The sequence below is a fragment of the Butyrivibrio sp. INlla21 genome (assembly GCF_900116875.1).
Classification (GTDB): Bacteria; Bacillota; Clostridia; order Lachnospirales; family Lachnospiraceae; genus Butyrivibrio.
This window is the reverse complement of sequence record NZ_FPCC01000017.1, coordinates 50,942-64,839: the sequence shown is the minus strand read 5'-3', so window position 1 is coordinate 64,839 and position 13,898 is coordinate 50,942. Positions and strand designations below refer to the sequence as shown.

At 44.6% G+C, this 13,898-nt stretch carries 10 protein-coding genes; all 10 read right to left on the bottom strand.

Annotated elements, in window-relative coordinates:
• Positions 1 to 18: 18 nt before the first annotated feature.
• Positions 19 to 495: a hypothetical protein gene (locus BM377_RS10685; protein WP_092247917.1), complete on the bottom strand. Its 477-nt coding sequence runs from the start codon at positions 493 to 495 to the stop codon at positions 19 to 21.
• A 317-nt stretch (positions 496 to 812) separates the two neighbouring features.
• Positions 813 to 1,475, bottom strand: a complete 663-nt coding sequence (locus tag BM377_RS10680; protein WP_092247914.1) for a GTP pyrophosphokinase — start codon at positions 1,473 to 1,475, stop codon at positions 813 to 815.
• Positions 1,476 to 1,490: 15 nt separating this feature from the next.
• Positions 1,491 to 2,420, bottom strand: a complete 930-nt coding sequence (locus BM377_RS10675) for a glycosyltransferase family 2 protein (protein WP_092247911.1) — start codon at positions 2,418 to 2,420, stop codon at positions 1,491 to 1,493.
• A gap of 88 nt (positions 2,421 to 2,508) precedes the next feature.
• A complete protein-coding gene (locus BM377_RS10670) occupies positions 2,509 to 3,807 on the bottom strand; it encodes an LCP family protein (protein WP_092247908.1) in 1,299 nt (432 codons plus the stop codon).
• A gap of 135 nt (positions 3,808 to 3,942) precedes the next feature.
• Positions 3,943 to 5,343, bottom strand: a complete 1,401-nt coding sequence (locus BM377_RS10665) for an undecaprenyl-phosphate glucose phosphotransferase (protein WP_092247906.1) — start codon at positions 5,341 to 5,343, stop codon at positions 3,943 to 3,945.
• On the bottom strand, positions 5,340 to 6,317 hold the full coding sequence (locus BM377_RS10660) for a glycosyltransferase family 2 protein (RefSeq protein ID WP_092247903.1): 978 nt from the start codon (positions 6,315 to 6,317) through the stop codon (positions 5,340 to 5,342). The genes BM377_RS10665 and BM377_RS10660 overlap by 4 nt, the downstream gene beginning before the upstream one ends.
• A 49-nt stretch (positions 6,318 to 6,366) precedes the next feature.
• Complete coding sequence (locus tag BM377_RS10655; protein ID WP_177223860.1) at positions 6,367 to 7,776, bottom strand: glycosyltransferase; 1,410 nt, start codon at positions 7,774 to 7,776, stop codon at positions 6,367 to 6,369.
• A gap of 66 nt (positions 7,777 to 7,842) precedes the next feature.
• On the bottom strand, positions 7,843 to 9,582 hold the full coding sequence (locus BM377_RS10650) for a phospho-sugar mutase (protein ID WP_092247897.1): 1,740 nt from the start codon (positions 9,580 to 9,582) through the stop codon (positions 7,843 to 7,845).
• A gap of 123 nt (positions 9,583 to 9,705) precedes the next feature.
• The gene (locus BM377_RS10645; protein WP_092247894.1) at positions 9,706 to 11,769 is read right to left on the bottom strand and encodes a glycosyltransferase family 2 protein; all 2,064 of its coding nucleotides are present in this window, start codon (positions 11,767 to 11,769) and stop codon (positions 9,706 to 9,708) included.
• Positions 11,770 to 11,781: 12 nt separating this feature from the next.
• A complete protein-coding gene (locus BM377_RS10640) occupies positions 11,782 to 13,893 on the bottom strand; it encodes a glycosyltransferase family 2 protein (RefSeq protein WP_092247892.1) in 2,112 nt (703 codons plus the stop codon).
• Between the last annotated feature and the right edge of the window lie 5 nt (positions 13,894 to 13,898).

The following is a 13,898-nucleotide window of genomic DNA, read 5'->3' as shown; positions in this document are numbered from 1 at the left end:
AAATCTTTCCTAATTTAGTCAAATAATCCCCAGGAGTCTCAAAACATTAATAATGAGATCCGCTGCTGAAATAATAAGAGTGATAATAACAACGGGCATAAGACCGCCGTTCTTATTCTCCGAAATGGCGGTAACCGTTTCAACTCTTCTCTCTATTTCCTTAAGTTCTTCCATCGTCTTGTTGCCTGATTTCTCAACCACGGCCTGAACATTACGATAGGTCTGAACACCTATATCATGAATCTTCTGATCATTCTGCGAAATCTTGTCCTTGATATCTTCGAAATCCTCGGAATAATCCCTGTTCTGCTTCATATACTCATCAAGCTGCTGTCTGTAATCCTTGTCATTATTCCTGATCTCTTCAAGCTGACGTCTGTACTGCTCGGCTTCCTGCTTAATACGCGCTGCCTCTGCAGTCTCTGCCTGTGAATTGGCTCTGATAAGGTCCTGAGCACTGATCTTTTCTGCGATTTTGTCCATTATGCTATCCATGACTTTTCCTCCAAACACAAAGCACATCTCCCCTCATTAGCGTACAATATAGCTTAACATTTATTGTGCAATTTAGACAAGATGATATTAGAAAAAAGAGCTTCATTATGCACTTTTACCCTTTATTCATACCGCGTTCATACTTTGTTCACATTCTCCATGTATATTATTCTTACAGCCGATGAACAAGCGGCAAACCTAAAACAAAAGATAGATTTTTTCATAATAGGGTAGGTGCGGAAACGTGTCTACCCACTCCTCATGTTATGGGGATTTTTTTATGCCCCATTTCGAGTCTTGACTCAAAAGAGTCCGTCTCACATTTCCTTTCTTCCCTCAGATATCGCCTGAATTTCATCATTAAGCGACAACATACGTGCATCGAGATCCGCTACCATTCTTGCGCACTCGTATAGCTCTGAATTGATGTGGGCCGGAGCCTTTGATTCGAATTTATACTGAATCTTGTGCTCGAGTGAAGCCCAGAAATCCATCGCTACGGTTCTGATCTGTATCTCAACTTTGACGTTGACTATCCTGTCCGAAAGATAAACAGGAATGGAAACTATCATATGATAGCTTCTGTATCCGCTCGCCTTGGGATTCATAATATAATCCTTGATGGTAAGCACCTGGATATCCTTCTGATTGCTGATCATCTCGGCAATCCTGTATATATCGGAAGTAAATGAACAGATAATACGAATACCCGCGATATCATTGACATAACGCACCATATTGGCTATGGTCGACTCGTATCCGTTCCTTCTGAGTTTTTTAACTATGCTCTCAGGCTCTTTCAGCCTGAACTTAATGTGCTCTATGGGATTATATCTGTGAACCTCCTGAAACTCCTCATTGAGGATCTCAATCTTGGTCCTTATCTGCTTAAGCGCAGAATTATAGAGAAGATTAACTTCTTCCCAGGAGTTTATATCATCAGATATATTAATATTGCTTCCCGCAAGATCCAATTCCATCTTTTTCTCCAAGTACTACTTCCAGTACTCTTTATTCATTGAAAAACCAATTACCAGTTTCCGGGGAAGCTTCTTATAATTTCTTCCCAGTTTGTATCCAAGCCATCTGAAACCGCACATGATCACATAATCGGGTATAAGATACGGCTTACCGATGTTCTTGAAATGATCGATGGTCTGTCTGACCATTTTTTTGCCCTCAGTCTCCGACTTGATCGCACCGAAGATCTCCGGATGATCCGTCTGTGAAACACCGAGATCAAAGTTCCTGTGGAACTGCTGCATGTACGTATAGTTGTGAGAATGAATGACACCCGCCTCAGGAACATACATGATCGCATATCCCATCTGACAAGCCGTTCCGGCATACACCATATCCTCGTTAAAAATAGTCTTATGGGTAAATCCGCCTATCTTGTCATAGACTTCTCTTTTGTACATGGCACATACATTGGAACAAAAATATGTCTTGATCCCAAGCCTCCCAACATCCTTCTGAGTCTTCTTCATAGGCTCGTTCGGATAATTGAACTTCCTCGAATATCTCTCGGCAAGATTGCAATCCGATTTGGGATACTGTCTTGCATAAGCCGCAGCCGAATCACTGTCAAAAGACTTAACGAGACTCGATATAAGTACCTTGTCCCTTGGAAATGCATCCTGAGTCATCATGAGAAAGAACTCTGCATTTGAAAGAGAGACTCCGAGATTTCTCGTCTCGCCGTGATCAAACTCTTTTTTGGATACATGCCTCACTATGATGTTGTCAAATTTCGCAGTAATATCAACACCCGATTTTTCTTTTAACTCGTTCCAGTACTTCTCTTCCGTATTCACAATGATGATGTGCTCGGGAGAATGTGACTGCTTCTCGAGATCCTCGATCAGGGTAAAAAGAGATATATCAGGTTTGTAAGTAGGTATAATTACATCAACTGTTTGCATCGCTAACCTCGAACGCAAATGATATTGGATAAAAAAGGGGCGTGCTCATACAGAACCCGCCCCTCAATAACCATGAGTTTAATTATTCTCAGTTCACGTACGCACTTGTATCTGACTTAATCTTATCACTGTATTTCTGAACATCAGAAGATATCTCATAAGCAGAGTCTTCAAACAAGAACTCGTGGAGCCACTTAACGTTGCTGTCAAGGTCCTTGGGAACTACGCAGCTACCCTTCTTACCGATAGTACCTGTAGTACGCATGCTTTCCTCAGGGAATCCGTTGTTGTCTACAACATTGTACTTGGTAATATTCTTAAGAAGTGCAATGATATCAACAAGATCAAGTGAAGTATATGTCTCATTGAACGCCTTATTTGCTATTTCCTCAAGCTTGTCGGGGCTCATACCCTTAGCTTTCTCAAGGCAAGCCATAAGCACTGTTCTCTGTCTCTCGGCACGCTTAAAGTCATCACCCTTTGTATATCTGATACGGCAATAAGCTGTTGCCTGAAGACCGTTAAGTGTCTGCATACCTGCTGATTCTACGGGCTTGTAATCCATCTTGAGCTCTGTAGCCATTGATGCCTGATAGTTATTAAGGTGAGTGATCTCATCCTCTGTGATCTCGATCTCGACACCGCCGAGAGCATCAACTACATCAGTAAGTCCTCTGAATCCGATTGTAATAAAGTCCTTGATATCAAGGTCAAGGTTCATATTAAGCATTGAGATAGCCTGCATGGGGCCACCCTCTGCATATGCCGCATTACACTTGGTATATGAATCGTTACTGAGGTTAAGATAAGTATCACGGTAAACAGAGCAAAGCTTGATATCGCCTGTCTCATTATTGATTGAAGCGATAATGATCGTATCCGATCTTGTCTTCTTGGTAAGCTGTCCTTCACGTGAATCAACACCAAAAAGTGCGATATTGGTATAACCCTTCATCTGCTTATTGGTTGCAACGTTCTCACTGATTGACTTGGAAATTGCTTCCTCATCAAGGTTAACCTTACCAACCTTGGTAGCACCCATCTTTACAAAGAAGCTGTAAGCAAAAACAACCAATAAAGCTGCTACAAGTACTTCAACTACCAGTAAGACAAGAGCCTTGTTGTTCTTCTTTTTACCTGAACCGTTTCTTGAGCCGCCTCTGCGAGCGCCTCCTCTTGATGCAGAACCGCCTGCTCTTGATGCACTTCTACGAGATGAAGCGTAATCATCACGCTCATCGTATGATCTTCTTCTAACGGGCCTATCCTCGTAATCATCATATCTGTCTGACGATCTTCTTACAGGTCTGTCATCTCTATATCTGTCATCTCTTCGAGTAGGTCTTCTGCCATCTCTGCCATAAAATTCATCGTCTCGATTTGACATTTTTATTTTCTCCTATTCCCAACTTTCCTAATATTTGCGCTTAAAGTGCAGCGCACACCCCATACATTTTGCCACAAAACCCAAAATAATACAAGTGCTGTAACAGTATTACTGTTACAGCACTTGAAAATATCATCAATATGCGTTCTTATTACCGTGCAAAAACGTACCTATTATTATCTTTATGTCGAATGCCATCGACCAGTTCTCAATGTAATAAATATCGTAATCAATTCGCTTGCGGATAGAAGTATCTCCTCTGTATCCGTTGATCTGCGCCCAACCGGTAAGTCCCGGACGAACCTGATGCTTGACCATGTAGCGAGGAATCTGCTCCTTGAATTTCTCGACAAACTGCGGTCTCTCGGGTCTTGGTCCGACAAGGGACATCTGACCGAATAATATATTAAAGAGCTGAGGAAGCTCATCAATATTCGTTCTTCTAAGGAACCTTCCGACATTGGTAACTCTCGGATCACCCTTGGTCGTCCAGCCCTTCTTTTCCTCTTTTTCCGACTGAACCTCCATGGTTCTGAACTTATACATCATAAAGTTCTGACCGCCAAGTCCCACTCTCTCCTGCTTGAAGATAACGGGTCCCTTGCTTGTAAGCCTGATGGCAATCGCTGCGGCGAGCATCGGAAGTGCAAAAATAATGATCGCGATAATGGAACCGATGATGTCGACAACTCTTTTACAAAGCTTATTAAACGAGTTGGTAAGCGGCACGTATCTGATATTAACAACCGGAAGTCCCTGAACATCCTCAGTAAACGGATTGCTGGGGAAAAGAGATGAATAATCCGGAATGAACTTGGTGTGAACGCCCGACTTCTCGCACTGCGCAACAAGCTCCTCAAGTCTGTCGTAATCATTAAGAGGAAGCGTTATGGTGATCTCGTCGTAGCTGTGCTTCTCAAGATACTGTGCTAGCTGATTGATCTCTCCGATTACCTCGACGCCATGATAGCTGGTTCCTATCGGCACAAAATCATCAAGAATTCCGGAGATCACATAGCCCCACTGAGGATTATCCAAGATCCTGCTGATATAGCCTTCCGCAGCCCTTGAATAGCCGACAAGAAGGATATGCTTGAGGTTATAGCCCTGTTTTCTTATAAAACGCAGGAATTTACGCAGCATCATGTGCGCAAAAGAAGTTGTCGTCGTATTAAGCACGAAGAAGATAGCCATCATTCCTCTGGAGAAATGAACCTGCTTATAAAAGAACAAAACAAGCCAGAATGCGATCATTCCGATGATATTGGCCTTACCGATATCAACGATCTCATTCCACAGTCTGCGCGCTCTTCTCGAAGTGTAGAGCTGTACCATGTAGTAAATAAAGATATAGCCCGGCACCAAAAAATACAGCGCCATAAAATATGTGCGCATCGGAAGAATACCGGTCTTTGGCCTGTCGCCCCAAAATACTTCAAATCTCAAAAAATATGCGACAATATAAGAAGCCGCCACCAAAAGTGCGTCGACTATTACATGCGCTCTGTTAAGATGTACCTGATTATCCTTTATCATGCACCAGTTGCTCCAAACCGCCTTGCGATATTGATCCACAGCTCAAGCTGCATCTTCACGCACCCCCGCAGTTCTTTCTTCCCGAAACTAACTTTCTTCTCTGTATTTTTAAATATCTTGGAAACGCCCTTACGTAATCCCTTAAGATGCGCTCTTCCAAGCCCTCTCTTCGTATAAAAAGCATGCTTGATCAAAATGCCTATGACAATAAGCGGCAGATTGATAAGTATCTGCAAAAACGGCATGTTCTTATACATTAAGTATAAGTTATTCGCGGCTGTAAGTTCAACCTTAAAAGAATTGTACCTCGAACCGCTGCTGCCGCTACCTTCATGATATACAACCGCCCCGGGCTCGCATATATTCTCATAGCCCTTGAGCCTAGCCCTGTAGCCGATATCAACATCCTCAAGATAGCAAAAATGCGCTTCGTCAAAAAGCCCGACCTTATCTTCCGCAAAAAGCGATCTTCTGTATAAAGCCGCCCCTGCGCAAGCACTTGTCAAAAGAGCTTTCTTCTTAAATTTACTCTCATCCTTATCGCGCCCTGGTGAAAACGCCCATCCGAGCGCACAGTAATAATCTCCGCTGTCGTCGATAAGCTCCGGATGCTTCATCTGAAGCATCTTGGCCTGAACCGCAAAAGCTCTCTTGTTCTTTTCCATGGAAGCCACAAGAGCCTCGATAGCGTGCTCATCACAGACCGTGTCATCATTAAGAAGGAAAACATACTCCGAATCCGAAGCCTTGATTCCCGTATTTACCGCACACGAAAAACCTGTGTTTTTAGGTAGATCGATAAGCTTAACCTCAGGAAACTCTCTTCGAACATAATCCGCGCTTCCATCCGTCGAGCCGTTATTGACAATAATAACATCAAAATCCTTAAAAGTCTGCTTCCTAAGACTCTTAATACATGCTCCGATAAACTTTATGCTGTTGTAACACGGAATTACCACGCTGACTTTACTCATATGTCATCCTCAATCACGGAATTTCCCGCAGATTCTGTGCATACGCCGTTTACACGCGCTTTATGATCTGCGGATCCCAAACAACTCGCTTGCCGCGCTTCTTAATTTCTTCGCAGAAGCGAACGCTCTTATCAATTATCTCATCTTCACTCATCCCTGTAAAAAGAGCTGTCGTATCAGCCTTGGGATCGGTGAATGTATCAACATAATCGATTCCCACAACATCCTTGTAGATATCCTTATATAAAGGATCTATCGCCATCGACCTTATGTCAACGGCGTAGCAGTCCTGCGTAAGGACAGCCCTATGCTGAAGTCCGCCGCTGTATGAAACAGGCATATTCTTAAAAGGTGCCGTCTTATCTTTTTTATAAATGCCGCCGGCAACTCTGCCCTTCTTATTAACAAGCTTACCGCCGACGCAGGCAACATCGTCACGCTCCTGCAAGATACCGCGCTCATAATTAACTCGGTAAAAGCCAAGGTGCGGAAGCTGAACCACTTCGCCGTTTATATTGTTGCTCTTAAGAACATCGGCAATTGCCGCCTGTCCCGCTTCGTAAGCATATGTCTTGCTCGCGGGATTCGCCGCAGTCGAAGCTCTGTGACATCTCCAGTGATAGAGCACCTTATCGATGTGCACTATATGACCCGATGCCATATCCATTGAAAGAGCCGCTTCCGAGCAGCATCTTAGGAATAAGTCAAAATCCTGCGCCCCGTCAAACTTTGCGCGAAGCTTGAGTCTTTTTATTATATCAGCTCTCATTACCGCAAAGTGACAGATATAATTATTGGACAAAAGAAGGTCCATATTAAACGAAGGTTTTTCGTGAAGTTCAAAGAACTTGCGAACGCCCTTTTCATCCTCAAACTTATCCTCATCCGAATAAATAAGCCTTATAGGGCAATCGATGAACCTTGAGAGCTTATTCTTTTGCATACTCTTTTTTATAACTCTTGAAACCTCGTAAAGCGCATCGGGAGTTAAGATATCGTCATGATCTAAAAGACCGATATAATCGCCCGTCGCCTTTTCAAGCCCTCTGTTGGTGTTGTGCGAGATCCCTGCGTTCTTATCCAAGTGATAGTACTTGATCCTCGGATCATCATTAGCCGCAGAAATCGCGACATCAAGAGATTTCTCCGACGCATCGGCGAGCACCAGCTCCCAGTTTCCGTAGGACTGATTCACAACGGAATCAATCATCTGCTTAAGGTAAACTTCCGGAGTATTAAAAAGAGGCACAACTATGCTAAAACGCACAGCGTCCCCTGTTTCTGCCAAAAGTCTGTATTCCTGATTTTGTTCGCGTAAAACTTCCTCGGAAAGCTCGCGATACGAATACTTCTCCGAAGAATTAATCTTGATACGCTCCATTGCAGCGTAAAAAGCAGCCTTTATCCCATTGCGCTCAGCATATGCAATTGTTTTTGAGACTGCGTTCTTTATACCCATATGTGGATTGCTCCTCATATTTTTTATATTATTCGGCTGTGGCCCGAAAGCCACAGCCTGTATTTCTTAGCTAATGGCTTTCTTCACAGCCTCTGTGAGCTCATCTTCAAGCTTAGCGGCATCTTCAAGGTTCTTGCCTTTTACACCCATGTAGAACTTGATCTTGGGCTCTGTTCCCGAAGGTCTTGCACAGCACCAAGCATCGTTATCAAGTGCAAAGTAAAGAACGTTGGACTCGGGAAGTCCTGTTGTTCCCTCTTTTCCTGTAGCCATATCAAGAGTCTTGCCTGTCTTGTAATCTCTGAACTGCTCAACCTTGAATGAACCAAACTCCTTGGGAGGATTGCTTCTGAGTCTCTCCATAAGAGCTGCGATCTGACCTGCACCCTCTTTACCCTTCATGGTAATTGAGTACTGACCCTCTTTGTAATAGCCGTATTCTTCGTACATGTCGATCATTGCATCCCATACGCTCTTGCCCTGCTTCTTGTAGAAAGCGGCAAGCTCGCAAAGACACATAACAGCTACGATAGCGTCCTTATCTCTTGCGTGTGTTCCTGCAAGACATCCGTAAGATTCCTCAAGGCCGAATACATAGTTGTGAGACTGATTGTTCTCTTCGTAGATCTTGATCTGCTCACCGATGTACTTAAAGCCTGTGAGAACCTCTGTATAGTAAAGTCCGTATTTATCTGCGACTCTCTTAGCCATGTTGGTTGTAACGATAGTGGTTACGAACGCAGGGTTTGCAGGCATTGTGCCTGTAGCCTGACGCTCTCTTAAGATATACTCACCGATGAGCATACCTGACATGTTTCCTGTAAATCCAACATATTCGCCTGTCTTAAGGTCTTTTGCATAGATTCCGAGACGATCCGCATCGGGGTCTGTAGCAAGGACGATATCAGCATCCTTTTCTTTTGCAAGCTCAAGAGCAAGCTTGAATGCCTTGGGATCCTCGGGATTGGGATACTCAAGTGTAGTGAAATCAGGGTCCGGAGCTTCCTGCTCGGGAACTACGAATACGTTCTTAAATCCAAGCTCCTTAAGAACACGTCTTACCGGAAGATTACCTGTTCCGTGGAAAGGAGTGTATACGATGGTGAACTTGTCAGCCATCTCGTCAATAACGTCCTGATGAATGATCTGCTTCTTGAGCTCAACCATGTACTTGTCGTCAATCTCTGTTCCGAAAGATACATAGAGTCCCTGAGCGATGGCATCCTCTTTGGACATTGTCTTAACATCGTGATAATCGGTGATCGCAACAACCTCTGCGATGATACCTGTGTCGTGAGGAGGTGTTACCTGCGCGCCGTCCTGCCAGTAAACCTTGTAACCGTTGTACTCGGGCGGATTGTGAGAAGCCGTAACCATAACTCCGGCGATACATCCGAATTCTCTAAGTGCAAAAGAAAGCTCGGGTGTGGGACGAAGAATATCGCTGACATAAGCCTTGATACCGTTAGCTGCAAGGCAAAGCGCAGTCTCATCCGCAAACTCGGGAGAAAATCTTCTGCAGTCAAAAGAAATAGCTACACCCTTCTTGCAAGCATCGGGGCCGCCGTTCTTCTTGATATAGTTGGCAAGACCCTGAGTAGCCTTTCTTACAGTGTACTTGTTCATTCTGTTGGTGCCCGCTCCGATAACTCCGCGAAGTCCGCCGGTACCGAACTCAAGCTCTCTATAAAATCTGTCTTCAACTTCAGCCTCGTTATTGCGGATAGCCATAAGCTCCTCTTTGGTGGCATCGTCAAAGTAAGAATCATTTAACCAGTAGTTAAGCTGATCTGTTGCTGTGCTCATAATAACACTCCTCTCTGTATAATCGTAAGAATTATACCATAATTCTAAGTTCGAAAGTACCTCACTAAGAATTACGGTAGCCTTATCGCTAAGCTCGAAAATACCTCGCTAAGCGAAACAGTCTCATTGCACTCTCAAACTCGAATATCCTTCAACATTCAAGCTATAATCGATTCTGTCGAGCGAGAAATTCGGGTTGTAGTACGGATCTCCCTTCTCGAGAACTTTTTTCCATTTCTCTTTAAAGTGATCGGACTCCGCATCGTAACGCTTGGCGTTCTCTCCCTCAAGATCGAGTCCTCTTGAAAGCGACTCATAGTGGAAGAGCTCCGCAAACGGCGTAAATACGTTGAGATATCCTTTTTCTCTGAGCTTAAGGCAGAAGTCCACGTCATTAAGACTTACGGCAAAAGACTCATCGAAACCGCCGACTTCGTCGTACTTAGCTCTTGAAACCATGAGACAGGCGCCCGTAACAGCACTCACATCCTGCGCATAGCACAGTCTTCCCATGTATCCGAGATTCATTCCGGCCTGACCGTAATGCGAATGTCCCGCAGTTCTGTGAGCTCCGAGCCCAAGAACTACGCCCGCGTGCTGGATCTTTCTGTCAGGGAAGTAGAGCTTGCCGCCTACCGCTCCGACGTCGCTTCTCTGTGCATACATAAGAAGCTCTTCCATCCAGTTTACGGTAATAACCTGCGTGTCGTTATTAAGAAGGATGATGTAGTCACCCGTAGACTGTGACACGCCATAGTTTACAACCTTTGAATAGTTAAAAGATCTCTTTTCTCCCGCAGCGGGCTGATTAGCCGGATCTGCGTAGAAATCAACGACCTTAACAATGTCTTTTAACGAGCCGTTTCTAAGCTCCTCGTAATAGCCCAAAGTCTCGGAAGCCTTGCTTCCGTTCTCGACAACAATGATCTCGTAGTTGTCGTAAACAGACTTTTCGTAAATCGAATCAATGCATCTTCTAAGGTCCTCCGCATGCTCGCAGGTAGGGATAACGATGCTGATCTTGGGCGTTCCCTTAACTTCGTAAGTAATCTTAAATATAGTCTCAAAAGCCCTTGTGCTGGTGATCTTGAAGTGATCGTAGCCGTGGCGCTTTAAGTGATCCGCAACAGCGCCCTTGGCAGCCTCGATCGCATAGGGCTTGGCGCTTATATCAGACGCAACGGAAGCAGCGTGCGATCTCCAGTAATACAAAAGCTTCGGAATATGCACGATGTGCTGCGCACTGTCGGTAAGCCTAAGTATCATATCATGGTCCTGACTTCCGTCAAACTTAGTTCTAAAGAGCTCCGTTCCTTCAAGCAGCGTTCTCTTGAACACGCTGAAATGACAGATATAGTTATTGGCTCTTAGATTATCGATAGCATAATCAGGCTTGAAGTGCATGGTTATCATCTTGTTGATATCATCGCCCTTGAAGGTTGTTTCATCACAGTAGATGTAATCCGCATTCTCTTCATTGATAGCCTTCACATACCAGTAGAGAACTTCTGGATGAAGAATATCATCGTGGTCGAAAAGACCGATATACTCGCCCGTTGCAAGTTCAAGGCAGTGATTGGTGTTGCCCGCGATTCCCTCATTCTTTTCAAGCTTCATGTATGAGATCTTGCACTCACCGTTTTTATCAAGCGCACGTGCATCCTTCATGTACTCTGAAACTATTCTTGAAACCTCTTCGATATGCGCTTCATCGGAGCCGTCCGCAAGGCACAGCTGCCAATTTGCGTAGGTCTGGTCAAGCACAGACCCTATCATATCGCGAAGGAATTTCTCGGGTGTGTTATACAAAGGCACGAGGATCGAGACCTTTACCATGTTGGCAAAAACAGCATTCTCCTGCTCTTTTCTTGTGTTCTCATCGGGAAAACTCTCCGTTCCGTAGTGAGTCATCGCCTTTTTCTCGATCTGCTTGTACTTGATCTTAGCGATAACACCGCGAAGAGATCCCTGATTTCTTATACGGTCGCGCTGTCTGATAACCCAGTGCATGGTATTACGCATGGGTGTACTTGCCTTCCAGATGGGATTGTTCTTGATACGATTGAGCTTAAATTCAAGCTCCGAATTCTTGTCCTCAAGCTCCGCGATCCTCTCCGCAAGGTCTGCGCTCTTTAATTTTTCCCGCTCATATGCGGCTTTAAAATCAAAATCTTTTTGCTCTGACATAATCAAAATCCATTAATTCTTAATATGTAAAATATTGGGAACCCAGTTGATAAGCTTGTTTCTGCCCGTCTTATCAACAGCAAGCATTCCTATCTGATAAAAGCCGGGCGTAAGGTCGCCCTTTCTTATCCTTAGCTTATATCCCGTAAGATCGACGTTCACCTGATCCTGAAGTCTTACTCTGATATCCGGTCTGTACCAAACGTAGATTGGGAAGCTGTAAACCTTAGAATCAACAGGGCCCGCGCCGTCTTCATATCTTTCTACCAGGCGAAGGAGCAATCTCTTTTCATAAAGAGCATTGTCCGAACCGATAACAAAGCTGTAGCCCTTAAGGAAATAACCTTCCTCGTTGCCCGTCGCATTGACGCCGTATAACCAGTTATCCATGGTTCCGTTGTATTCACAACCGACTCTCAGGCACTGATCTTCTCTCGCGCCCTTGATCCCTTTATCGTGAACCGACACAGCCGCGAAGTGAATATCCTCAACCGGTGTGTAGTCCTCTCTCGGAATGATCGCTGATATCGTCTCATCCTCGGTAAGGTGCGGGCTGTAGAACGGATCAACATTGTAGAGATACGAATGTCTCCTCATCAGCGTATCGCCCTCAACCGCAAGCCTCTCCATCTTCTTGGGATCGAGATTGTCGAGCCCTCTTGTGAGCGACTCGTGATGATATAGATATATGTGATTACAGCAAACGTTGTAATAACCCTTTTCAAAAACACTGTAGCAAAAATCAACGTCGTTAAATGCAACCTTGAGCTCCTCCGGGAAGCCGCCGACATCGTGAAATTTCTTTCTGCTGATGAGAAGGCAGGCTGCAGTCACACCGATGCAGTTGTGGATACCTCTGTTATATCCGAAATAATGGCTCTTTCCGTCGTGCATCTTCTGAAGCTTGTGCACCGGACCGCGACGCACGTTCGCTATTCCCGCATGCTGGATAAGATCCGTGTCGGGATAAATGAGCTTGGCTCCGACAGCGCCCACGTGACGCAGCTGCGCCTGTGAAACCATCTCCGTCAGCCATCCGTCTGAAACGGCCTCAATATCGTCATTGAGGAAAAGAAGATACTCGCCGTTTGAATTTCTCACACCCTGATTGCACATCGAAGAGAAATTGAATTCCTGATTCTTATATATGTAATTGATCTTGGTAAGACCGTTCTTTCGCTCTGCTCTTGAAGCATACACGCCGTATTTAACTCTGTTTGCCGCACTGCTTCCGTTATCAATAACAACGATATCGTAGGTGATACCCGCATCCTTCGTTGTCTCGATTATCGAATTGAGGCACTGCCTGAAGATCTCAGGGTGATCCATCGACGGAATGATGATGCTGACCGTCGTAGGTTTAAGCAGCATATGCTTGGAATTATGAAATGGTCTTCCGTAAAAGACATCCTGTCCCGCGTTTCTGTGATACAAGATTTCTTTTATATGTCCGATCGGAAGCTCGGTTCCCGTTCTCTTTGCGAAAGCTCTTTCGCTTATAGCAAGCATGCAGAAAAGAACATCCGCAGATAAAAGAGAAGCCTCAAGCCCCACCTGTTCGGGAGAATTCTTTTTGTTGGCTGTTCCTCCGAGCATCTTTACAGCATTGTCGTATTCAGGAGTAGCCGCATGAAGTGCGCTCGCTCTGCAGGCAAAAAAGCTGCCGATATAAAAAGCATTGAGATAAGCATCGGGTGACCAATCGGGCTTAAAATACGGATGAATGTATTTTCCACCGCTTCCCTGCTCATCCTCATCTCCGTAAACAACATTGTGCTCGGGATGAGCGATAAAATACTGCTTCACAACCTCGGAAGCCCTCTTTGTAAGCTTTCCTTTGGGACTTACAAAAAGATAGACCACATTCTCATCTTTTTTGGCATCCGTCATCTCCCAGACCTTGGCATAAGGAACAACCTTGACCTTTGGTGCAGGAAGCTTATGCGGTACAAGCTCGCCGTTCTCGTCCTCTTCGTAGGATACGGGAGCCTCGGCGGTTATGACGGGCTGTTTCTCGACTTCTTTTTGCCACTTGTCATATGCGCCTGATTTGTTGTTTAAAACCCTATTGTATTTAGTTGTCCTCTTCAGAATAAGAGATTTCTTAACTAAATCTTTAAGCATCTGTC